General features: G+C 63.9%; 9 protein-coding genes and 1 pseudogene. 5 read left to right on the top strand and 5 right to left on the bottom strand.

Features of this window, described 5'->3' with window-relative positions; genetic code table 11:
• Nucleotides 1–2 precede the first annotated feature (2 nt).
• The 3 genes from sufU (at nt 3) to AC1DVN_RS21400 (ending at nt 15,581) form a co-directional block, all read left to right on the top strand.
• Nucleotides 3–506: a Fe-S cluster assembly sulfur transfer protein SufU gene (gene sufU, locus AC1DVN_RS21410; protein ID WP_003944894.1), complete on the top strand. Its 504-nt coding sequence runs from the start codon at nt 3–5 to the stop codon at nt 504–506.
• On the top strand, nt 503–925 hold the full coding sequence (locus AC1DVN_RS21405) for a metal-sulfur cluster assembly factor (protein WP_003944963.1): 423 nt from the start codon (nt 503–505) through the stop codon (nt 923–925). Before sufU ends, AC1DVN_RS21405 begins: the two co-directional genes overlap by 4 nt.
• A 340-nt stretch (nt 926–1,265) precedes the next feature.
• Nucleotides 1,266–15,581, top strand: coding sequence for an amino acid adenylation domain-containing protein (locus AC1DVN_RS21400; protein WP_477994202.1), 14,316 nt, complete (start codon nt 1,266–1,268; stop codon nt 15,579–15,581).
• Nucleotides 15,582–15,583: 2 nt separating this feature from the next.
• Here AC1DVN_RS21400 and ku read toward each other — a convergent pair whose 3' ends face one another.
• Nucleotides 15,584–16,423 carry a non-homologous end joining protein Ku gene (gene ku / locus AC1DVN_RS21395; RefSeq protein WP_172932851.1) on the bottom strand — a complete coding sequence of 280 codons (840 nt, stop codon included), beginning with the start codon at nt 16,421–16,423 and terminating at the stop codon, nt 15,584–15,586.
• A 149-nt stretch (nt 16,424–16,572) separates the two neighbouring features.
• Between ku and AC1DVN_RS21390 the strand changes: the two genes are divergently transcribed.
• Nucleotides 16,573–17,544, top strand: a complete 972-nt coding sequence (locus AC1DVN_RS21390) for an alpha/beta hydrolase (protein ID WP_019748416.1) — start codon at nt 16,573–16,575, stop codon at nt 17,542–17,544.
• 32 nt (nt 17,545–17,576) lie between these two features.
• Here the strand turns inward: AC1DVN_RS21390 and AC1DVN_RS21385 are convergent, their stop codons facing one another.
• Both AC1DVN_RS21385 and AC1DVN_RS21380 read right to left on the bottom strand, forming a co-directional pair.
• Nucleotides 17,577–18,707, bottom strand: coding sequence for a lycopene cyclase family protein (locus AC1DVN_RS21385; protein ID WP_477994201.1), 1,131 nt, complete (start codon nt 18,705–18,707; stop codon nt 17,577–17,579).
• 10 nt (nt 18,708–18,717) lie between these two features.
• Entirely contained in the window at nt 18,718–19,503 is a 786-nt protein-coding gene (locus AC1DVN_RS21380; protein WP_477994200.1) for an SDR family oxidoreductase, read from the bottom strand.
• Between the two features lie 129 nt (nt 19,504–19,632).
• Here AC1DVN_RS21380 and AC1DVN_RS21375 point away from each other — a divergent pair, with 129 nt between their 5' ends.
• Entirely contained in the window at nt 19,633–21,264 is a 1,632-nt protein-coding gene (locus AC1DVN_RS21375) for an ABC-F family ATP-binding cassette domain-containing protein (protein WP_020907739.1), read from the top strand.
• Nucleotides 21,265–21,324: 60 nt separating this feature from the next.
• Here AC1DVN_RS21375 and AC1DVN_RS21370 read toward each other — a convergent pair.
• Both AC1DVN_RS21370 and acnA read right to left on the bottom strand, forming a co-directional pair.
• Nucleotides 21,325–21,792: pseudogene (locus AC1DVN_RS21370) on the bottom strand (TetR/AcrR family transcriptional regulator); the annotation flags it as partial.
• Nucleotides 21,793–21,841: 49 nt separating this feature from the next.
• Entirely contained in the window at nt 21,842–24,643 is a 2,802-nt protein-coding gene (gene acnA / locus AC1DVN_RS21365; RefSeq protein WP_019748421.1) for an aconitate hydratase AcnA, read from the bottom strand.
• Nucleotides 24,644–25,090 lie beyond the last annotated feature (447 nt).

The following is a 25,090-nucleotide window of genomic DNA, read 5'->3' as shown; positions in this document are numbered from 1 at the left end:
TCATGCGCATGGAGCAGATGTATCAGGAAGTGATCCTCGATCACTACAAACATCCGCACGGCCGCGGACTCCGTGAGCCGTTCGGCGCCGAGGTGCACCACGTCAACCCGACGTGTGGCGACGAGGTGACGTTGCGCGTCCAGATATCCGAGGACGGAACGGTCTCCGACGTCTCGTACGACGGGCAGGGTTGTTCGATCAGCCAGGCGTCGACGTCGGTGCTGAACGACCTCGTCATCGGGATGCAGGTCACCGACGCATTGAAGACGGTGACGGCGTTCAACGAGATGGTGAGCAGTCGGGGCACCGTCGAGGGGGACGAGGACGTTCTCGGCGACGGCATCGCGTTCGTCGGTGTCTCGAAGTACCCGGCACGCGTGAAGTGCGCCTTGCTCGGATGGATGGCATTCAAGGATGCTGTAGTCCAGATTGTCGACGGCAGTGCTGTGACGACGGCGGACAGCAGCAGTGAATTGGTCGACACTACTGAAGGACAGGGATCATGACCGAGACACAACCAGTGCAGGACGCCGAGGTCGGCGCTCCGGTGAATCCGAATCCCGATTCCACTGCGGAATTCGGTGGCGCACAGGGCAGTGGCACTGTCCCGTCGCCTGAGCGACTCGACGAACTCGAAGAAGCGATGCGCGACGTCGTCGACCCCGAACTGGGAATCAACGTCGTCGATCTCGGCTTGGTCTACGGACTCTTCGAAGACGACGGTGTCGTCACGATCGACATGACTTTGACGTCGGCGGCGTGCCCGTTGACCGACGTGATCGAGGACCAGGCGCGCGGCGCACTTGTGCGTAGCGATCTGTGTACCGACATGAAGATCAACTGGGTGTGGTTGCCGCCGTGGGGACCGGACAAGATCACCGAAGACGGACGCGAGCAACTGCGCGCACTCGGCTTCACGGTCTGACAAGCAGCCTCGCTGCACGATCAACTGAATACATTTCACCGGAGCGTCGGTGCCCGTTCGTCGGGTACCGGCGCTTCGGTTTGTTATATAGGGCCGTTTTAGCCATGATATTCAGGACAATAGTCCCAAATGGTTGTTTGATGAATATTTGCTGGAAGCTGACTGATCGGTAACATCGCAGCTGATTGTCACGATGTGATCTCCGGCGGGCGATTTGCCAGTTTCCACCCGAGCTTTCCAATGTATTCGTCTCATTTCGAAGTGCCCCGATCAGTTCGAAGCGTCCAGCGGACGCATATACCTGTTTGCATCATGATCAAGTTGTAAGAGGGAGATTCGTGTGGATGGCAGTCCCGACCGAGGAATCGTTTCCGCAGCTCGTCCGGACGACGAACTCACCTTCCCTCTTTCTGCCGCGCAACTTTCCCTGCTTGTCGCACAACAGCTTCGACCCGAGATTCCCGTCAGCATCGCTCAGTACGTCGACGTGGACGGCCCGCTCGACATCGAGCTGCTGACCGCTGCCAGTAAACAGACCGGCCGTGAGATCGGCTCCGGATACCTGCGCCTGGTCGAGGTGGACGGGGTTGCGCGTCAGTGGCTCGATCTCGACATGGACGACTCCCTCGACGTGGTCGACCTGCGCGCCGAATCCGATCCGGAATCGGCGGCGCGAGAATGGATGCGCAAAGAGCACACTGCTGCCATCGATCCGTTCACCGATCGCCTGGTCAGGCTGGCAGTCCTGGTGCTTCGCGACGACCATTACTACTGGTACAGCCGTATTCATCATGTGGCGCTCGACGGTTTCGGCGCGATGTCGATGATGAACCGCACAGCCGAGATCTACACCGCCGCGGTGCGGGATCTGCCAGTTCCCCCAGCGGTAACTGCCCCCCTCCAATCGTTGGTGAAGGCAGAGGCCGACTATCTGGGCTCTTCCCGGTGGGAACGCGATCGCGACTACTGGAACACCAAGATGGCCGACAAGCCGGGCGGAACCTCGCTCGCGTCCTCGACTGCTCCGTCGCAGGCGTGGTCACGCCTTCGGTCGGCGACGGTACCTACGGAACTGCGAAGCTCCCTCGAAAGGCTTGCCGTCGCTCACGACGTGACTACGTCGTCAGTGGTGATCGGTGCACTGGCGGCTTACCTCGCCCGGGCCACCGGGACCCGCGACGTGGTCCTCAGCTTGCCGGTCTCGGGGCGGACGACAAAAGCTGCTCGCCGGTCCGGCGGAATGATGTCGAACGTCGTCCCGATACGTGCGAGTGTCGATCCGCACTTCGCGGTGGGAGACTTGCTGCACGAGGTGAAGATCGAACTCACTGGCGCACTGCGTCATCAGAAGTACCGCCACGAGGACCTACGACGCGACCTCAACGCCGGTGATCACAGCATCGCCGACGGACGCGGCTTCCACGGGCCGTTGATCAACCTCATGCTGTTCCACTCGGGAATCACTCTCGGGGACGCGCACGGCGAACTGAACGTGATCTCGACCGGGCCGATCGAAGACCTCTCGGTCAACGTCTATCAGACTTCCGCAGCCGAAGAGATCCAGATCGACTTCGCCGCGAATCCAGACCTCTACACCAACGAGGACATCACGCGTCACCACCGACGTTTCCTCGAATTCCTCGAATTGTTCTGCGCTGCGGAATCGGGAACTCGATTGATGGACATCGACCCGGACGCCGCGGGGAAGTGGATCGCCGAAGTTCAACACGCCCGCAACGTCGAGTACTGGTCTTCGACATTGTCGAACCCCGCCGAGGATCTGGGTTTGCCGGTCGTCGCCGGATCCGGTCGGACGTCCACGCCCCTCGAGATCGAGGCAGACCTCTGCCGCCGCCTCGAGACGATGGCGACGACGATGAACACGAGTCTGTTCGTGCTGTTCCAGTCTGCGATGGCCGGACTGCTGCGCCGCGTCGGTTCGGCTGACGAGGTGTCGATCGGCGTCTCGGTCCGCGGGTACGGCGCCTCGAACCCGGACGATTTCGTCTCGATGTTCGCCAACCAGTTGGTGCTTCGCTCGACGGTGTCGAACACCATGACGCTCAACGACCTGGTCGGTGCGGTGGACACCGTCGCAATCGAAGCTTTCGAACACGCAGATATTCTTCTGTCTTCAGTAACCGCCGCACTCGGTGACGGCCGCTGGGTGGAGACGGGCCCGTTGTTCCGGGCGATGGTCTGCTTCGAGGAGCCGCTGGATGCTCACCCGAGGTTTCCGGGGCTCATGGTCGGTGCGCCTATCGGATCGGATCTGGCCACCGTGCCGGAACTGTTTGTCTCCCTGGCGATTCCGACTGGTGAGCATGCCGATTTCGATCAGCCGATCTCCGGTGTTCTGGATTGGCTCGGCACGAAGGAGCAAGCCGAGGACCTCGCCGACCGTTATCTACGAATCTTGACCGCGATGGTCGGTGCTCCGCACTCGGCGCTCGGCTCAGTGGATCTACTCCGCCCGGACGCGCGCCAGGCGCTGGTGCCGCCCGTTCTGCCGATTACCCCGGTCCGAACGCTCTCCGACATCCTTTCCGACCGCATTCGGGCGACCCCGGAAGCGATCGCCGTTGTCGCAGGTAGCGAGCGCGTGTCGTACCGCGAACTCGATCGACGATCGAATCAGTTGGCGCGCAAGCTCGTCGAGCATGGCGTGCAATCCGAGTCGTTGGTCGGAATCATGCTGCCGAAATCCGTGGACATGATCGTTGCCGCTGTCGCGGTAGTGAAGGCCGGCGGCGGATACCTCCCACTCGATCGTGCGCACCCCGCCGAGCGTTTGGCATACGTGGTCGAGGATGCGCAACCGGTGTGCGTCATCTCCGATTCCACTTTCCCGAACTCCGCCTTCCCGAACTCTGACGTGGTGGTCGTCGGGGTCGACTCCGACGAGTACTCCGGTGAGGGTCTGGAAACCGATGAGTGCCCGCGCGGGCACGGAGCCGACAATCTGGCATACGTGATCTACACCTCGGGGTCGACGGGCCGACCCAAGGGCGTCTCGGTTACTCACGCCACCGTGGTGCGATTGTTCGAGAACACGCAGGTCGAATTCGGATTCGACGGCAACGACGTGTGGACGATGTTCCACTCGTTCGCCTTCGACTTCTCGGTGTGGGAACTGTGGGGCGCGCTGCTCCACGGTGGAACGCTGGTTCTGGTCGATCACGAAGTCTCACGCGACCCCGATGCCTTCCGCGCGCTCGTCGCCGCAGAAGGCGTCACCGTGCTCAATCAGACGCCCTCGGCCTTCTACCAGTACATCGAAGCCGACCTTCGGGCCGATTCGGCGACCCGGCTCCGGTACGTGATCTTCGGTGGCGAAGCCTTGGATCTTCGTCGCCTCGGGCGCTGGTACGACAATCACGCGGGCTACGACGATCACACGGAATCCGGGCCCGCACTCGTCAACATGTACGGCATAACCGAGACGACGGTGCATGTCACCCATCTCGAACTCGACCGGGCGAGCGCGAGTGCGGTTACCGGCAGCCGGATCGGTGACGCGATCGACGGACTTCGTGTGTACCTGCTCGACGAGCATCTCTCCCCGGTCCCGGTGGGGATTGCGGGGGAGATCTATGTCGCCGGCGGTCAACTCGCCCGTGGCTATCTGGGCCGACCAGACCTCACCGCGGGCCGGTTCGTTGCCGATCCGTTCAATGCCGGCGGACGACGGTTGTACCGGTCCGGTGACCGCGCACGATGGATTGCGCCTGGACAACTCGAATACCTCGGACGCGGCGACGCGCAGGTCAAGATCCGCGGATTCCGGATCGAACTCGGCGAAATCGACTCCGTGATCCTCGGCGCGCCGGGAATCGACGACGCCGTGACCGTCGTGGCTCCGACGCCGGCCGGCGGCGCTCTCGTGACCTATGTGACCGCTTCGGACGCCGTGGACGCCGAAGCCCTTCGCGCGCACGCCGCCGAAGCCCTCCCGACCTACATGGTTCCCGATGCCTTCATGGTCATCGATTCGATTCCGTTGACCACCAACGGAAAACTCGACCGGCGTGCGCTGCCGTCGCCGATCCTCGCCTCCACCAAGGTCTTCCGGCCCCCGACGACCCCGACCGAGGGCAAGGTAGCTGCGGTTCTGGCTGACATCCTGGGTAGTGGACCGCTCGGGCTCGACGACAATTTCTTTCATTTGGGCGGAAACTCGCTGGTAGCGACGACGGCTGTGGCGCGCTTGACCGAAGCCACCGGAGTTCGTATGCCACTGCGTGCGCTCTTCGACCATCCCACGGTGTCCGGGATCGCGGCGACGATCGAGCGTGCCGCCCAGACCCCGGACGCCGACGGTATCCAGGTCGTGGCCCGGCCGACGGTACTGCCTCTCGCTCCCGCGCAGCAGCGACTGTGGTTCCTGAACCGCGTCGCACCGGAATCAGGTGCATACAACATTCCGTTGGCGGTGTCGTTGCGCGGCGCCGTCGATCCCGACGCACTGAGTGCCGCGATCGTGGACGTCGTGACACGTCACGAGTCACTACGCACCGTGTTTCCTCAAATCGGGGACAACGCAACGCAGAAGGTTCTGGGCCTGGGCGAGGGTATCGCGGGGCTCGAGTCGATCGAAGTGGAACGCGAGAATCTCGAAAGTGTGATCTTCGAATTCTCCTCGGCGGGTTTCGATCTGGTCCGCGAACGCCCGGTCCGCTACCTGCTGATCACTGTCGCCGACGATGAGGAAGGCGATGGCAAGGACGGCGATGACGAGCAGGCAGTCCTCGTCGTAGTTCTGCACCACATGGTGGCCGACGGCTGGTCGCTCGCGCCGTTGGCTGCTGATCTCACCGGCGCTTACGCCGCCCGCGTCGGCGGCAACAGCCCGCAGTGGGCGCCCCTTCCGGTGCAGTACGCCGACTACACGCTCTGGCACCGAGAACACCTCGGCGACGCGGCATCCACCGATTCGCTTGCCCACTCACAGATCGCGTTCTGGAAGCAGCAGCTGGCGGGAGCGCCCGAGCAACTCCACCTGCCGACGGACCGTCCGCGCCCACTCGACCCGACCATGCGCGGGGCCGGAGTCGACATCAGAATTGGCGCTTCCACTCATCAGAAGCTCGTTGTACTTGCCGGCGATCACGACGCCACGCCGTTCATCGCCCTGCACGCGTGCTTCGCCCTGCTTCTGGCCAGGTACAGCGGCACGGACGACATCGTCATCGGAACACCGGTGGCAGGACGAGGGGACAGATCTCTCGATCTGCTCGTCGGCATGTTCGTCAACACTCTGGCCTTGCGGACCGTCGTCGATCGGGACGCGACGTTCGCCGCACACCTGTCGCAGGTCAGGGCCGTCGACGTGGATGCCTTCGACAATGCGGACGTGCCTTTCGACGTCGTCGTGGACGCGCTCGAACTGGACCGCTCGCCTGCGCACCATCCGGTCTTTCAAGCTGCCATCACCTCTCGGATAACCACGGCTCACACAGCCGAACTGGCCGGGGTGTCGATGACGGCGCGGGCAGTCGAGACGGGGCTGACCAAGTTCGACCTCGAGCTCACCGTCACCGAACGTCACGAGTCCGGGGCCGCAGCTGGAATCGATGCCACGTTCACCTATTCCACCGACCTGTTCGACAACGCGACCGTCGAAGCGTTGGCGCGAAACTTCGTGACCCTCGTGGAATCGGCAGTGTCGGAACCGACTGCACCGGTTGGTGACCTTCGTGTACTCGGATCGCGGGAGAGTGCCGCGATATTGCCGCGGCGCGGCGTGGCTTCGGTGGGCGAATCGACGCTGGCGCAGATCCTCGGGGATACCGCGAGGACGTATCCCGACGCGATCGCCCTCGAAGACTCCGAGCGCTCACTCTCGTACGGGGAGCTGGAGCGTCGATCGAATCGGATCGCTCGGTACCTCATGGACCTGGGCGTCGGCCCCGAGACACCGGTCGCATTGGCCGTCGCCCGATCGGTCGACTCCGTGCTCGCAGTCTGGTCGGTCACCAAAGCCGGCGGCGTTTTCGTCCCGGTCGATCCCCGTTATCCCGCAGATCGAGTTGCGCACATGCTCGAGGATTCGGGTGTGCGGATCGGAATTCGGTCCGCCGAGGTTGCGGCCGGTCCGGCAACCGGCGGGAACGTCGCAGTCTGGATCGACCTCGGCGACGCGGACACGGTTGCAGAATGTGCCGCCTACTCCGACGCTGCCATCGACGACGCTGCCATCGAAGACGCGGACAGAACAGCGTCGATCACTGCGGCGTCGGCTGCGTACGTCATCTACACCTCCGGCTCGACCGGAGTGCCGAAGGGCACCGTCGTCACTCACGCAGGTTTGGCCAATCTCGCTCGCGAACAACAGGATCGGTACCGGATCACCGCCGGGTCGCGGACTCTGCATTTTGCGTCACCGAGCTTCGACGGCGCCGTGCTCGAGCTACTGCTCGCCGGTTCGACCGGCGCGACGATGGTGATCGCCCCTCCCGACATCTACGGAGGGGAGGCGTTGAGCGAGTTCCTCCGAAGCCGCGAGGTCACTCATGCCTTCATCACTCCGGCTGCTCTGGCGACCGTCGATCCGGCGGGCGTGACGGCACTGGAATGCGTAGTCGTCGGCGGCGACGTGTGCACCCCGGAATTGGTCTCGAGCTGGGGCAACGGGCGCAGACTGCACAACGGATACGGTCCGACCGAAACCACTGTCATGGTTGCCATCAGTGACCCACTCTCACCGGGCGATCCGATCACCATCGGCGGTCCCATCCGCGGAATCGACGCCGTGGTGCTCGACGCTCGGCTGCAACCGGTCCCGATCGGCGGCGTCGGCGAGCTGTACATCGGTGGGCCGGGGCTTGCACGTGGTTACCACCTTCGTCCCGCGCTGACGTCGGATCGTTTTGTCGCGCATCCGTACTCGACGCCCGGTGCCCGGATGTACCGAACCGGTGACCTGGTCCGTTGGACCAAGGACCTGACCCTTCGCTACGTGGGCCGCAGCGATCATCAGCTCAAGATCCGCGGGTTCCGCATCGAACTCGGCGAGATCGACGCTGCTCTGATGGATTCCCCTCTCGTTCACTTCGCCACGACGATTCCCGTCGAATCCGCCGCAGGCACCAATCTGGCGTCGTACGTGTTGCTCAGCGGCGACGCTGATATCGAGTCGCTCTTTGCTGCACTCGCCGACACGCTGCCGCGGTACATGATTCCGTCGTCGATCACCCCGATCGACGCGATTCCGTTGACTCCGGTCGGCAAACTCGATCGGAGAGCATTGCCGACGCCGATACCGCGCGAAGTCCTCGGTACGGGTCGTGAACCCGAGGCCGGGCTCGAACGCACCGTCGCCGACGTGTTCGCTTCACTGCTCGACGTACCCGAGGTCCGGGCCGGAGACAGTTTCTTCGATCTCGGGGGCAACTCCCTCGTCGCGACGCAGGTGTCCGCGCGGTTGAGCGCAGCGACGGGACTCGCCGTGGACGTGCGCTCGATCTTCGAAGCGCCGACCGTCGAAGCGCTCGCTGCACGTCTGGCGGCGAGCGCCGAAGAATCAGACGATCGACCTGCCCTGAGCGCCGGTGCTCGCCCGGACCGACTACCGCTCTCCGCTGCGCAACAGCGGCTGTGGTTCGTCAATCGCTTCGACCCGCAGTCCGCGGTCTACAACATTCCGTTCGCGATCCGGATCACCGGAGACATCCACGGCGATGCACTCGAGGAGGCGCTTGCGGACGTCATTGCACGCCATGAGGTGCTTCGAACGATCTACGTCGACAGCGCCGACGGCCCGAGTCAGGTCATCCGAGCAATTTCCGACGTGCAGTTCTCCGTCGAGCGCTACCGCGGATCCGAAGGTATCGAATCCGCGACGACGGAGTTCGCGGCGCGTGGGTTCGATCTCGGTTCGGATCTGCCGATTCGGGCCATGCTGGTGCGCGAGGACACTTTCGCTCACGTACTGGTCGTCGTCATCCATCACATCGCCTTCGACGGCTGGTCCCTGACTCCCTTCGCGACAGATTTCGTCGCGGCGTACTCCGCACGCGTCGTCGGAGACGCCCCGGTTTTCACACCGCTCGACGTGCAGTACGCCGACTACGCGGTGTGGCAGCAAGACTCGCTCGGGCAGATCGACGACCAGGAGTCTCTGGTTGCCCGCGAGCTGACCTTCTGGACCGCTGCCATGGCCGGTGCCCCGGACGAGGTACTGCTACCGGTGGATCGCCCACGCGGATCTGTCACCACGACCGCCGTCGGATCGGTGCCGATCGTCATCGACGCGGCGACCGGGGAGCGGCTCGCCGCCTTGGCAAGGCGCAGTGGCACGACGCAATTCATGGTCGTACACGCGATCTTGACGGTTGTTCTGGCGCGTCTCGGTGCTACCGACGACGTGGTGGCCGGTACTCCGGTGGCAGGCCGCGGCCGACCCGAACTGGATTCCCTGATCGGGATGTTCGTCAATTCGCTACCGCTTCGCACACCGGTCGATCACCGAGCGTCGTTCACCTCCCTGCTCGAGGTCGTCCGTGAACGCGACCTTGCCGCCTTCGCGCACTCCGAGTTGCCATTCGAGGTGCTGGTCGACGCCCTCGATCTCGACCGGTCAACTACGCGACACCCGCTGTTTCAGGTCATGCTGTCGTACCACCAGAATGTGGTCTCGCCGCAGGTAACCGTCCACGACGCCCATCTCGAGGCGCAAGCGCTCGAACCGTCCGTCGCTAAGTTCGACCTCGAGTTCACCCTGCTGGCAGGCGATTCCGAGAACGCGGAGATCACCGGGTCGCTCAGGTTTGCCGAAGCGCTCTTCGACATTTCCACCGCGGAAACGATCGCCGCACGTGTGCAGTCGGTGGCCCGCGCCGTCGCCGCAGACCCGGACACCGCGATCGACGACATGGAATTCCTCAGCACCCTCGAGCGTGCGTCGCTGATGCCGGTACGAGGTCCGGCGTGGACCAGTTCGCGCACCTTGGCCGAAATATTGACGCGGACCGCCACCCGTTCAGGCGATTCGGTGGCCCTTCGATCTGGTGACACCACCGTGCTCTACCGAGATCTCTTCTCCCGTGCATCGGCGCTTGCCCGCCGTTTGACCATGGAAGGTATCGGCGCCGAAGACATTGTGGCGATAGCGATTCCGCGTTCGATCGACTCGATCGTCGCGTTGTGGGGCGTTTCCTTGACCGGCGCCGCGTTCGTTCCGGTCGATCCGCGATACCCAGCCGATCGCATTTTGCACATGCTCACCGACTCCGGAGCCACTCGCGGAGTGACAACGGAAGCGGTGATCGAATCACTGCCCCGTCCGGTTCCGTGGATGACGATGGACGACATCCACGGCGACGGTGTCTGGCAGCCGGTTCCTGCCGCGCCGATCCGAATCGACAACCTCGCCTACATCATCTACACCTCCGGATCGACGGGAAAGCCCAAGGGTGTCAGCGTCACTCACCGTGGCCTGAGCGCATTGGCCGCCGAGCAGACGGCGCGCTACGGCATCTCGGCGCAGTCGAGGACGCTGCACTTCTCCTCACCGAGCTTCGACGCATCCATCCTCGAACTGCTGCTCGCCGTCGGTGAGGGCGCGACGATGGTGATCGCATCTCCCGATGTGTACGGCGGCGAGGACCTCGCAAAACTGATCACCGATCACCAGGTGAGCCACGCGTTCATCACGCCGGCAGCGCTGGCCTCGGTCGATCCCACCGGGCTGGACGTCTTGCAGTCGATCGTTGTCGGCGGCGAGGCCTGTTCACCCGAACTGGTCCGCAAGTGGGCACCGGGTCGCCGGTTGTTCAACGGTTACGGGCCGACGGAAACCACGGTCATGGTGTGCATCAGCGATGCCCTGACGGTGGGGGAGACCGTGACCATCGGTGGACCCGTCCGGGGCGTGTCCGCGGTAATTCTCGACGGCTCGGCTCAGCCGGTACCCGTCGGGGTCACCGGTGAGCTCTACATCGCCGGCCTCGGACTTGCCCGCGGCTACCTCGACCAACCCGCGTTGACGGCGACGCGATTCGTGGCAGCGCCGTTCGGCCCGGCCGGCGCCCGCATGTACCGGACCGGTGACCTGGTTCGGTGGACGCCGCTCGAGACGATCGAATACGTCGGACGCTCTGATCACCAGGTGAAAGTACGCGGATTCCGCATCGAACTGGGCGAGATCGACTCCGTCCTCAGCGATTACCCCGGCGTCGAGTTCGCGGTCACCGTGGGCATCGACGCAGCTTCCGGTGAGACGATGTTGGCGTCGTACGTAGTACTCGGCGCCGATGCGGTCGAGATGGACGAACTGCTGAACCATGCGCGCCGCTCACTGCCCGCCTTCATGGTGCCGTCGGCGATCACCCCGATCGAGCACGTTCCGCTGACCCCCGTCGGGAAACTCGACCGATCGGCGCTGCCGGCGCCGACACTGCGTTCGTCCGAGCGGAGTGTCGAGCCGCTGACCACCGCGACCGAACTCCAGGTTGCCGGCGTCGTGGCGGAACTGCTGGGTATCGAACAGATCAGTGCGTCGGACAGTTTCTTCGAACTCGGCGGCAACTCACTGCTCGCCACCAGACTTGCCCAGCGACTGGGCGAATCGTTGGGCAGGCAGGTACCTGTCCGAATGCTGTTCGAGCACCCCGAAATTCGGGAACTTGCCGCCGTGCTCGACACATCCGCCGGGGCGAAGGCGCTACCACCGATCACCGCCGTCGACCGCCCCGAGCAAGTTCCGCTGTCCTACGCGCAGGCCCGCATCTGGTTCCTCAACCAGATGGATCCCGGCTCACCCGCGTACAACGTCCCTGCCGCGATCTCCCTCGACGGTGCACTCGACGTCCCAGCCCTCGAAGCTGCGGTCCTCGACGTGATCGAAAGGCACGAAATCCTGCGCACGGTGTTCCCCGACTCCGACACCGGCCCACACCAGGTGATCCAGGATGCATTCACCTCGCTGGAGTACGCAAATGCGGACACCCGTGAACCGGCAGAGCTCGCCAGAGAATTCGCGTCGCGTGGATTCGACATCACGACCCAAGCTCCCGTTCGCGCGCTCCTGCTCGAGTCGACGCCGCAGCACCACACACTTGTCATCGTGATCCACCACATCGCGGCGGACGGATGGTCGATCGCGCCGTTGATGAAGGACGTGCTCACCGCCTACGTCGCGAGAAGTTCGGGACGCGCTCCCGAGTTCACCCCGCTCGAGGTGCACTACGCGGACTTCGCCATCTGGCAGCGGGAAGCGCTGGGCTCTGTGAACGAATCCGAGAGCGTGCTCGGGGCACAGGCGTCGTACTGGCGGGAGACGTTGCGGGGAGCACCTGAGCTGATCGACCTTCCGAGCGATCGAGCGCGCCCGCTCACCCAGTCGTTGAGCGGCGGCCACACCGCGGTCTCGCTTCCGGCGCACACCCGGATCGCGGTCGAGGCGGTCGCCGGCTCGAATGCGGCGACGCCGTTCATGGTGTTGCACGCTGCCTATGCCGTGCTGCTGTCCAGGCTGAGTCGAAGCACGGACATCGTGATCGGATCTCCGGTCGCCGGGCGAGGACACCGAGTTCTCGACGACCTCGTGGGAATGTTCGTGGGCACGGTCGGACTGCGCACGACGGTCGATCCCGGGTCGACGTTCGTCGACGTTCTGCGTACTGTCCGCTCCGTCGATCTCGACGCCTTCGCCCACGCGGACATTCCGTTCGAGCAGGTCGTGGACGTGGTGGCGCCGACCCGGACCACCGACCGTCATCCGGTGTTCCAGACGATGATCTCGTTCCACGGCGCCCACCCGACGACGTGGGACCTGCCTGGACTTGCCGTTCGTGCCCACGAGATCACACCGGACATCGCCAAGTACGACCTGCAGTTCACCGTTGTCGAACAGACCGTGGAGGAAGGCGGCGGCTACGAGGCCTCCCTCACCTACGCGAAGGACCTCTTCGACACCGATACGGCGGAGTCGTTTGCGGTGATGCTGGAAACGGTCATCGAGACACTGACTGCCCAGCCCTCCGCCGTCGTCGGTGACGTGGATCTTGCGGGACGTGGCCTGCGTGCGTTGCCCGGACGTCCGGCCGGCGATGCCTTGACCTTGCCGGAGTTGCTGCTTCGCGGCGCGGCCGATCCGCATGCTCCGGCAATCGTCGACGTCGCGGCTTCCGCCACGCTCACGTACGGCGAACTCGACCGACGCTCCGACGCAATGGCGTTTGCGTTGATCGCTCGCGGGATTGCGCCGGAAATGATTGTGGCACTCGCGCTTCCGAGGTCGGCCGACTATGTGATCGCGCTCTGGGCCGTAGCGAAAGCCGGCGGAGTGTTTCTTCCCGTGGACCCGGCGTACCCCGCCGAGCGGATCGAGCACATGCTCACCGACAGTGGGGCGGTACTCGGTATCACCAGGGGTGAGTATGTGGCCGGCCTTCCGGGCGCCACGTCGTGGATCGAGCTCGACGCGGTCGAATTCACCACCGAAATCGAGGCAGCCCATTCCGAGACACTGCCGGACGCGCCACTCGAGTTCGACAACCCGGCCTACCTGATCTACACCTCGGGCTCGACCGGAAAACCCAAGGGCGTATTGGTCACTCACGCGGGATTGGCCGCGTTTGCCGACGAACAGCGGGAACATTTCGGCGTCACCGCGCACTCTCGCGCTCTGAGCTTCGCCTCGACGAGCTTCGACGCGTCGGTTCTCGAGCTCCTTCTGGCATTCGGCGCCGGCGCAACGATGGTGATTGCGCCTCCGACGGTTCTCGGCGGTGTCGAATTGCACGAACTGCTCGACGAGCAGACGATCACCCATGCATTCGTGACTCCGGCCGCCCTGGCGACTGTCGATCCCGCCGGTCTCGACCATCTCGAGGCCGTCGTTGTCGGTGGCGACGCCTGCACCGCCGACCTCGTATCTCGGTGGGCGCCGAGGCGCCGAATGTTCAACGCGTACGGCCCGACCGAGGCCACCGTCGCAGTCACCATCAGCGATTCACTCGTCGCGGGGGAGTCTGTGACGATCGGCGGTCCGATCCGCGGTGTGGATGCGATGGTTCTCGATTCCCGACTGCACTCGGTCCCCGGACAGGTCGTCGGTGAGCTCTACGTCAGCGGCGACGGTCTCGCCCGCGGGTACCTCGGCAACCCCGCGCTCACGGCAGCGCGGTTCGTCGCCGACCCGCACGGACCCGAAGGCTCTCGGATGTACCGCACCGGAGATCTTGTGCGTGAAGATCGCGCACGGTCGCTTGTCTATCTCGGACGCGCGGACCACCAGGTCAAGGTCCGAGGGTTCCGGATCGAACTCGGTGAAATCGACGCGGTGCTGGCGTCGGAGGCGTCCGTGCATTCGGCTGTGAGCGTGGTCGTCGGCGACGGCGTCGACGCTCGGATCGTCGCGTACGTCGTCCCGGCACACGGGGACGTCGACGTCACCGCACTACGACGCCACGCAGGCACATCCCTGCCTGCGCACATGATCCCGTCCGCTTTTGTCACGATCGGTGCAGTCCCGACCACACCGGCGGGCAAGCTGGATCGCGCAGCTCTGCCTGCGCCCCTCTGGGAGTCGCCGAGTGGACGCAGTCCGGAAGGCAGCGACGAGATTGCGATCTGCGCTGCTTTCGCGGAGGTACTCGATCTCGCCGACGCAGACACGTACGCCGATTCGAGCTTCTTCGAACTCGGCGGAAACTCGCTCATGGCAACGCGTTTGGTCGCTGCCATCAAGGAACGCACCAGCATGACCGTCCCCGTCGCGTGGATATTCTCCGACCCGACGCCGGAGGCATTGGCGCGCAGACTCTTCGAACTCGAGGCAACAGTTGTGACAAGTGACGCGGATACCTCCGCACTTGCAGTAGTCCTGCCACTACGCCCGGAAGGCCGCGCCGAGCCACTGTTCTGCATCCATCCGGCCATCGGATTGGCCTGGTGCTACGGGGCACTCGATCGGTACGTCGATTCCAGCCGGCCGCTCTACGGCCTGCAGTCGCCGATTCTGACGGACCCCGAATTCCGGGCGGAGCTGATCGAGGATTTCGCGGCGCGGTACGTCGAGGAAATTCGCGGAGTTCAGCCGCACGGTCCGTATCACCTGCTGGGGTGGTCGATCGGGGGATTGATCGCTCACGCGGCGGCGGTGCAGTTGCAAGCAGCGGGTGAGAGCGTCGCCGACCTGATTCTGCTCGACAGCTTCGTTCTCGAAGACCCGACGATGGCGGGCGCGCAGCCTTCTCTCGCCGAACTGATCGGCGGGTTGGGGATCTCGGTCCCGGACGCCGACGAGCGTGATCTGACACCGGAGGACGCCGAAGCGCTCTTGCATGAGTCCATCGGCGATCACCCTTTGGTCTCGAGCGATCGGATCGAGCGACTGTTCGAGGAATACTCCGCAGGCGCGGAGCTTGCCCACCGGTACCGCCCGGGCAAGTTCGTGGGCGATCTGCTGTTCTTCTCGGCACAGACCGACACCTTCGACCCGCTGCGCACGGCGTCGGCGTGGCGACCGTTCGTGTCCGGGGTGATCATCGACCGTCCGGTGCCCACGTCACACGCCGAAATGTTCGCCGAGGCAGGTCTGGAGGCGATCGGGCCCGTGATCAACCTGGCGGTCGGAACGGGTCGTCACGCGGCCCCGGACGTCGACGCCGAGTTGGACGCTCTGATCGAGATCCAAGACGTGCGCGGCTGACCTCAGGCTCGTTTCTTCCTCGGCGTCGTCGACTTCGACGAGCCGGCCTTGGAGGCGTTCGACTTCGCTTCGTCCACACTGCGCTGCAGTGCGGCAACGAGGTCGACCACCTCTGCATCGGTGCCCTCCTGGTCGACCTCGGCGGCGGGGATGACCTTCTTGCCGCCGTTCTCGATCATCTCGTCGAGCAACTGCCGCAGTTGGAGCTGGTAGTCGTCGGTGAACTCGGTCGGATCGAAATCGCCCGCCATGCTCTCGACGAGCGTCTGCGCCATCTTCAGTTCCTTGGCCTTCGGCTTCTCCACGTCGTCGAGTGAAGGGAACTCTGCTGCGCGAACTTCGTCGGGCCACAGCAACGTCTGGATCACGAGGACGCCGTCGCGAGCGCGCATCGCGGCCAGGCGCGTCTTCTGTCGCAGAGTGAAATGCACCAGTGCCGTTCGATCACTCTCGGTGAGCACAGTCGAAAGCAGGACGTACGCCTTCGGCGACGCCGAATCGGGTTCGAGGAAGTAACTCTTCTCGAACAAGATCGGATCGATCTGATCGTTCGGCACGAATTCCAGCACCGGAATCTCGTGCTTCTCCGCGGCCGGGAGTTTGTTGAAGTCCTCGTCGCTCAAGATGACGCGCGATCCGTCTTCCGAGTCGTACGCCTTGTCGATGTCCGCGAACTGAACCGTGTTTCCGCACTCGGAACACACACGGTTGTACTTGATGCGGCCACCGTCTTTTGCATGGACCTGGTGAAATCGGATGTCGTGGTCCTCGGTCGCCGAGTACACCTTGACCGGAACATTGACCAGACCGAAGGCTATCGAGCCTTTCCAAATCGAGCGCATGCCTCCCATGATGGTCGCCCCCAGCCGATTGCGCGAGGCAAACGCTCACGGTTGATCCCGAACCGTTGCGTCCGGGTGGGCCGGTTCGAGGCGCGGCGAGCGGGTATCCGCTCCGAGAATCCGACTCGCACACCTGGGGGCATACTCCGATGAGTATCCGAACCTACCGTCGACGCGTAGCAGCAGCGCTGGCAATTTCACTGGTTCCACTGCTGTTTGCGCCTTGGCCCGCGAACGCAGATCCGGCACGCACCGTAACCATCAGCGTCCACTCCGATGCGATGGGCCGCGACATTCCACTCGAGGTGATCCTCCCCGCCGACACGAGCGCCCCACGGCCCACGTTGTATCTGCTCAACGGCGCCGGTGGTGGCGAGGACAGTGCAACGTGGGAAGGACGGACCGATGTCCTGGACTTCTTTGCCGACAAGAACGTCAACGTCGTGACGCCGCTGGAAGGAGCGTTCAGCTACTACACCGACTGGCAGAAGGACGATCCCGTACTCGGACGCAACAAGTGGCAGACGTTCCTCACGCGTGAACTGCCGCCAGTCATCGATGCGCAGTTCGGTACCAACGGGGTCAACTCCATCGCGGCGATCTCGATGACCGCGACCTCGGTACTCAATCTCGCGATCTCAGCCCCAGGGCTGTATCGGAGTGTCGGGGCCTACAGCGGGTGCGCGGAGACTTCCACCCAGCCGGGTCAGGACTACGTGCGACTGGTGGTCGGTGCGCGGGGTGGCGCTGATCCGACAAACATGTGGGGACCGTTCGACGGTCCGGGATGGCGCGAGAACGATCCCGTCGTGAACGCGGAGAAGTTGCGGGGGACCGAACTGTACGTCTCCACCGGATCCGGGCTGCCAGGTCCGCACGACAACCTTCAGGCGCCCGATGTGAACGGAAACCCCGGAGCACTCCTGAATCAGATCATCGTCGGCGGCATCATCGAATCCGCGGTCAACGGGTGCACGCACGGATTGGCGGACCGACTGAACGCACTGGGCATCCCCGCGACCTTCGACTTCAAGCCGACCGGAACCCACTCGTGGGGTTACTGGCAGGACGACCTCCACAACTCCTGGCCGATGATCGCCAGCTCGATGGCAGCGCAGTAGTCGGTGCGGATCAGTAGTCGATGCGGATCTGGTCACCGGAAAAACGGCGCGCGCATCAACGTCTTTCTCACGTGCCACGGTGACGATCGGAACAGTGTTGCCATCACCTTCGCCGTCGCGGCCGCGTCCCGCCGATCGGAAAGGTATGACCGCTGAGCCTCGACCGGTAGATCGAAGAACTTGTCGAAGAATGTGGTGACTTCGCCCGAGTCGAGGGTGAGAAGTGCGTTCAGACCAACGCGGCGGAGAGCGGATACCGCCTTGGCCGAGCGAGGCCAGAGTGCCGCGTTCGGATCCTCACCGTCGGCGATTGCTTTCGCGACAGTGTCGGCCTCGGCGAGTGAGGAGGCAACGCTGTATCCGGTTCCCGGATGCATCAGACCGCCTCGCCCGCCGAACCGGAGGACAGCGTCCGGGGACGAGTCCTTCGGGCCTTCGACCGCAAAACGGACTCGCTCGACCGGCGCGTCGTCGGGGACTTCGCAGCCCCGATTGTGAAGTCGGGTGCGCAGACGTGTTTCGAGTTCGCGCAACCCCAACGCCGGCCGGCCGACGAGGCAGGTCTCCTCGAGGAGGACTCGCTCGTCGTCGAGCGGGACCGCGTAGAGAAACGACGGAGTGTCGGCGTCGGAGGTGCCGTTGTCTGTTCGCCAGTCCATGAACCAGGCCTCGCTGCCGCCCAGAATCGGATCGGCCAAAGCGTGGTCCACGATCATTCCGAAGGCCGTCTGCTGCGCGGTTGTCACTGTCAGATCGGTGCCTCGGGCGTCGACGACGACGGATCCCGTCAGCTGCGATCCGTCCACGCACACGACGGTGGTGGTGGACAGTGTTTGAGCGCGTAAGCCTCTGAACTGTATGGATGTGTCGGAGAGAAATGATTGCAGTAAAGATGTATTCAATACGCAATAGATGCGATCAAGCGTTTTCTGCCCGCTGGTCCACACGCTCGGGCGTTCGATCCGGCTCGCGATCACCTCGTCCGGCAGCCACGACGGCAGCTCGTCTGCCCACGCCGAGTACGTCGGCGTCCACACCCGATGAGGATGCGGATCGACAACGACAACGGTGAGTTGCCGGGCGATACAGCGCGTCGCGAGTGCCCGCCCCGCCGGCCCTCCGCCCACGATCACCACGTCGGCGGAGGAGTCGAGTGTGCTCATGATCGGCGCACTACATCGATCCCGTTGCGAGCAGACCGCCGTCGACCCGGAGCGTTTCGCCGGTGATCCATGCCGCCGCGTCGGAGACGAGGAAGCCGACCAAGCCGGCAACGTCCTCGGGGGTGCCGAGCCGCTTCATCGGGTAGCCCGCCGACGCCTTGTCCTCGCCGGCAGCGACCAGTGCTGCCGCGAACTGCGTCTTGACGATCCCGGGAGCTACGGCATTGACACGAATCTTCGGTCCCAGTTGCCAGGCCAGTTCTTCCGTCAACCGGATGAGCGCAGCCTTCGACGCGCCGTACGCCGCGATGACGCCCGTCGATCGGATCCCGGCCACACTTGCCAGGTTCACGACGGCTCCACCGTGTTCGCCCATCCACGCCCGATGTGCTTGTTGGACGTAACCGAGGGCGGCAACCACGTTCACGTCGAAGATCTTGCGCACGGCGTCGAGGTCCGCCTCCATGAGCGACCCGAAGACGGGATTGATTCCGGTGTTGTTGACCAGAATGTCGAGCGAACCGAACTCGGCGACGGCGCGGTCGACGGCACCGGAGCGGGCCTCGGCATCGGCTGCGTTGCCCGCGAATGCGACGACCTTGCCGCCGTGCCCCAGATCGGACAGTTCGGATGCAGCGGCCTCGAGGGGCTCCGGCTTGCGGGCTGTGATCAAGACGTCGGCGCCGCGAGCGAGGAGCTCGGCGGCGACAGCTTTGCCGATTCCGCGACTTGCGCCGGTGACGATGGCGGCGCGGCCTTCGAGGTCGCGAGGACGAGTGCTGTTTTCGCTAGTCATGTCCCGAACGTTAGCGGACTCACACGCTCCTGGTCGGAACGACCGTCAGGTCACGGTAAAATCGATAGTTCTTGTGTCTGTAGTCAGGCATTGTTTACCCGTATTCGTCGTTTTTCCTGAGGAGTTTGCTTGATTACCGCCACTGACCTCGAAGTTCGTGCCGGTGTCCGCACCCTTCTCACAGCTCCCGGACCTTCGCTGCGCATCCAGCCGGGCGACCGGATCGGACTCGTCGGACGTAACGGTGCCGGAAAGACGACCACTCTGCGCATCCTCGCCGGTGAAGGTGAGGCATATGCGGGAAGCGTCGTACGCACCGGTGAACTCGGATACCTCCCGCAGGACCCCAAAGAGGGCGACCTGAGCATCCTCGCCAAGGACCGGGTTCTCTCTGCCCGCGGCCTCGACACGATGCTCCGCGAGATGGAGAAGCAGCAGATCCTGATGGGCGAGGTGCTCGATCAGGAATCTCAGGACCGCGCGGTCAAGAAGTACGGCCAGCTCGAGGATCGATTCTCGGCCCTCGGCGGCTACGAAGCCGAGAGCGAAGCCGCCCGTATCACCAGCAGCCTCGGCCTCGAGGACCGTATTCTCGGGCAGCCGCTCAGCACGCTGTCCGGCGGTCAGCGTCGTCGTGTCGAATTGGCGCGAATCCTCTTTGCCGCCTCCGACGGCAGCGGTGCCCGCTCGGACACGACTCTGCTGCTCGACGAGCCCACCAACCACCTCGACGCCGACTCAATCACCTGGCTGCGTGGATTCCTCCAGAACCACGAGGGCGGACTGGTGGTCATCAGTCACGACGTCGACCTGCTCAACGACGTCGTCAACCGTGTGTGGTTCCTCGATGCCGTCCGCGGTGAGGCCGACGTCTACAACATGAACTGGAAGAAGTACCTCGACGCTCGTGCCACTGACGAGCAGCGTCGTCGCCGCGAGCGCGCGAACGCCGAGAAGAAGGCCGGTGCGCTGCGGATTCAGGCAGCGAAGATGGGTGCAAAGGCAACCAAGGCCGTCGCGGCTCAGAACATGGCCAAGCGAGCCGACAAGTTGATGGCGAACCTCGATGCCGAACGTGTCTCGGACAAGGTTGCGCGGATTCGTTTCCCCGAGCCCGCCGCTTGTGGCAAGACTCCGCTGATGGGCAAGAACCTCACCAAGGTGTACGGCTCGCTCGAGATCTTCACCGGTGTCGATCTCGCGATCGATCGTGGGTCTCGTGTGGTTATCCTCGGACTCAACGGTGCAGGTAAGACCACACTGCTCCGCATCCTTGCGGGCGCGGAGAAGGCGGACGCGGGTGAGCTGATCGCCGGTCACGGACTCAAGGTCGGCTACTTCGCTCAGGAGCACGACACCCTCGACGACGACGCGTCCGTGTGGGAGAACATCCGCCACGCCGCGCCGGATACAGGGGAGCAGGAACTGCGTTCTCTGCTCGGTGCCTTCATGTTCACCGGCCCACAGCTCGAACAGCCGGCCGGAACGCTCTCGGGTGGTGAAAAGACGCGTCTGGCTCTGGCCGGTCTGGTGTCGTCCGCTGCCAACGTTCTGCTTCTCGACGAGCCCACCAACAACCTGGACCCGATCTCACGCGAGCAGGTGCTCGACGCGCTCCGCAGCTACACCGGTGCCGTCGTCCTGGTCACCCACGATCCGGGCGCTGCCGAGGCACTCAACCCCGAGCGGGTCATCCTCCTGCCCGACGGCAACGAGGACCACTGGTCGCAGGAATACCTCGAGCTGATCCAGCTCGCCTAACCCCCTGTGCGCCTTTTTGGTAGTGGGAACTACCAAAAAGGCGCACAGGGGCGAAGCCCCTCAATCTCGCCGCCGCACCGATTCCTCGACCAGATCGAGAACCGCTGACAGGTTGTCGACGCCGTGGCCGGAGGCGATTCTCGCGACCAGGCCGTCCATCACCAGATCCAGATACCCGATCAGAATCTCAGTGGGAACGTCGTCACGGAGTCTGCCTGCCGATTTCTGTCTGGCGAGACGTGCACTGGTCGCTTCCGTCAGTTCTACGGAGCGCTGCGACCACTTCTCGCGGAAATCGGCGTCGTTGCGCAGTCGACGCGCTATCTCCAGTCGCGTTCCCAGCCAATCGAATTGATCGGGCTGCGCGAGCATGTCCCGCATGACCTGGACAAGGCCCTCTTCGGCGACGACATCTGCCATCCGGCTCGCATCCTCGCTTGCGAGAGCGAGGAACAGGCCGTCCTTGTCCTTGAAGTGATGAAAGATCGCTCCTCGGGACAAACCGGTGACTTCTTCGAGACGGCGAACTCAGCACCTCGCTGAGTCCGCCACGTGGGTTAGAGCAGGGCTCGGTTGACTAGCCCCGGATCATGTTGCGAAGCACGTACTGCAGGATGCCACCGTTGCGGTAGTAATCCGCTTCGCCGGGGGTATCGATGCGTACGACTGCGTCGAACACGACCTTCTCGCCGTTCTCGCGCGTCGCCGTGACCTTCATGGTCTTCGGGGTGACGCCCTCGTTGAGCTTCTCGACGCCTTCGATGTCGAAGGTCTCGGTGCCGTCGAGCTTGAGCGAACCTGCGGACTCGCCGACCGGGAACTGCAGCGGGACAACGCCCATGCCGATGAGGTTGGAGCGGTGGATGCGCTCGAACGACTCGGTGATGACGGCCTTGACGCCGAGCAGGCTGGTGCCCTTGGCTGCCCAGTCACGCGAGGATCCGGAGCCGTACTCCTTGCCGCCCAGGACGACCAGCGGGATGCCGGCTGCCTGGTAGTTCTGCGACGCGTCGTAGATGAATGCCTGCGGTGCGCCTTCCTGCGTGAAGTCGCGGGTGTAACCACCGGAGACGTCGTCGAGGAGCTGGTTACGCAGACGGATGTTCGCGAACGTTCCGCGAATCATGACCTCGTGGTTACCGCGACGCGAGCCGAGCGAGTTGTAATCCGCACGCTCGACGCCGTGGGAGTCGAGGTACTGCGCAGCGGGGGTACCGACCTTGATCGGACCTGCCGGGCTGATGTGGTCGGTGGTGACCGAGTCGCCGAGCAGTGCGAGGACGCGAGCGCCCTTGATGTCCTTGACCGGAGCCGGATCCATCGTCATGCCGTCGAAGTAAGGTGGCTTCCGCACGTAGGTGGAGTTCACGTCCCACTCGAAGGTGTCACCCTTCGGGGTTTCGAGGTTCTGCCAGCGGCTGTCGCCCGCAAAGATGGTTGCGTACGACTTGCGGAACATGTCCTGGTCGATCGAGGACTTGATCGTCTCTTCGATTTCCTGCGTGGACGGCCAGATGTCCTTGAGGTAGACGGGGTTTCCGTCGGTGTCGTTACCGAGCGAATCGGTCTCGAAGTCGAAGTCCATGGTTCCGGCGAGGCCATATGCAATCACGAGCGGCGGGGAAGCCAGGTAGTTCATCTTGACGTCGGGGGAGATACGTCCCTCGAAGTTACGGTTACCCGAGAGCACCGCGGTGACCGAGAGGTCGTTGTCGTTGATGGCCTTCGAGACTGCCTCGGGCAGGGGTCCGGTGTTACCGATGCACGTGGTGCAGCCGTAACCGCCGAGGTAGTAACCGAGCTTCTCGAGGTACGGCCACAGGCCGGCCTTCTCGTAGTAATCGGTGACGACCTGCGAACCGGGAGCCATGTTGGTCTTGACCCACGGCTTGGTGGCGAGGCCCTTTTCGACGGCGTTGCGTGCGAGCAGTGCAGCACCGAGCATGACCGACGGGTTGGACGTGTTGGTGCAGGAGGTGATACCTGCAACAACGACGGCGCCGTGGTCGAGAACGAACTCACCGGCGTCGGACTTGACGACGACCGGCTTGCTCGGACGGCCTTCTGCGCCGTTGGCAGCAGAGAGAACGTCGACCGCTCCGTCGTCGGCAAACGACAGAACCGCGGGATCGGAAGCCGGGAAGGACTCTTCGACGGCCTCGTCGAGCTGGGTGTGCTCGGTCGGGTAGTTCTCTTCCACGTAGTTGTGGATGTCCTTGCGGAACGCAGTCTTGGACTCCGACAACAGGATTCGGTCCTGCGGGCGCTTCGGGCCGGCGATCGAGGGAACAACGGTTCCCAGATCCAGCTCGATGTACTCCGAGAAGACGGGTTCCTTGTCAGGGTTGTGCCACAGGCCCTGTTCCTTGGCGTACGCCTCGACGAGAGCGAGCTGCTCGTCGCTGCGGCCGGTGAGGCGCAGGTACTCGATGGTCTCGGCGTCGATCGGGAAGATCGCTGCGGTGGAACCGAATTCGGGGCTCATGTTGCCCAGCGTTGCGCGGTTCGCGAGCGGAACCTCGGCAACACCGTTGCCGTAGAACTCGACGAACTTGCCGACGACGCCGTGCTTACGGAGCATCTCGGTGGCGGTGAGCACGACGTCGGTTGCGGTGACGCCGGGCTTGATCTCACCGGAGAGCTTGAAGCCGACAACGCGGGGGATCAGCATGGAGACGGGCTGGCCGAGCATTGCTGCCTCGGCCTCGATGCCGCCGACGCCCCAGCCGAGCACGCCGAGGCCGTTGACCATCGTGGTGTGCGAGTCGGTGCCGACACAGGTGTCGGGGTATGCCTGTCCGTTACGGGACATGACGGTGGGTGCCAGGTACTCGATGTTGACCTGGTGAACGATGCCCATTCCCGGGGGGACGACCTTGAAGTCGTCGAATGCGCCCTGGCCCCAACGGAGGAACTGGTAACGCTCGCCGTTGCGCTCGTATTCGAGGTCGACGTTGCGCTCGAGTGCGTCGGCCTGGCCGAAGACGTCGAGGATGACCGAGTGGTCGATGACCATGTCGGCGGGGGAGAGCGGGTTGACCTTGTTCGGGTCGCCGCCGAGGGTGGTGACGGCCTCACGCATGGTGGCGAGGTCGACGATGCAAGGAACGCCGGTGAAGTCCTGCATGATCACGCGGGCAGGCGTGAACTGGATTTCGATGCTCGGCTCGGCTGAGGGATCCCAGCTCGCGATTGCGCGGATGTGATCCGCGGTGATGTTGGCACCGTCTTCGGTGCGGAGAAGGTTCTCGGCGAGAACCTTCAAGGAATAGGGCAATTTCTCGGTGCCGGGGACGGCCGAGAGGCGGAAGATCTCGTAAGAGTTCTCACCGACCTCGAGGGTTCCCTTGGCTCCGAATGAATCGATACTGGTGCTCACGTCTGCTCCACTCGTCTATGAGGGTCGCTACCGACGGGGCTGTGTCGGCAGCTGAAGCGAGGTACTTCGGCCGGGAAGACCCTCCGTAGCTCACGCCAATCGCACAGTTCGCGTGAGAACTGTCCGAACATCGGAGCTGCAGTAGAACCTGTCCTGACCGGTGGTACCTCTTGGTCCAAGTCTAACAGTACGCTTGTCCTGTGAGAATTCAGGGCAAGTTGACCGAAACAATCTTCATGCAGACTGCGGGCCTGCGCAACGCAGGCTTGGCTGGGTGACCACACCCACAGTTACCGCTCGGGCGGCGCGCGCGGCGGCTGCGTGTGACGCCTGGTGGCAGTCGACCTGAAGTAGGCTGCATGCAGGCCCGTCGCGGGTCGGCCGCCGAAAAACGACCTCGGAAGAACTCCCCGCATCTCAGCGGTGGACGGAATCCGAACAGCACCC

This window comes from Rhodococcus sp. P4_E4, from assembly GCF_056401575.1.
Note: the sequence above shows the minus strand (reverse complement) of the source record. Positions and strands in the feature narration are given on the sequence as shown.

Coding starts and splice junctions, on each gene's coding strand:
- AC1DVN_RS21390 (WP_019748416.1), top strand. CDS start 16,573: ATGAGTATCCGAACCTACCGTCGACGCGTAGCAGCAGCGCTGGCAATT.
- AC1DVN_RS21380 (WP_477994200.1), bottom strand. CDS start 19,503: ATGACTAGCGAAAACAGCACTCGTCCTCGCGACCTCGAAGGCCGCGCC.
- AC1DVN_RS21385 (WP_477994201.1), bottom strand. CDS start 18,707: ATGAGCACACTCGACTCCTCCGCCGACGTGGTGATCGTGGGCGGAGGG.
- sufU (WP_003944894.1), top strand. CDS start 3: ATGCGCATGGAGCAGATGTATCAGGAAGTGATCCTCGATCACTACAAA.
- ku (WP_172932851.1), bottom strand. CDS start 16,423: ATGCGCTCGATTTGGAAAGGCTCGATAGCCTTCGGTCTGGTCAATGTT.
- AC1DVN_RS21405 (WP_003944963.1), top strand. CDS start 503: ATGACCGAGACACAACCAGTGCAGGACGCCGAGGTCGGCGCTCCGGTG.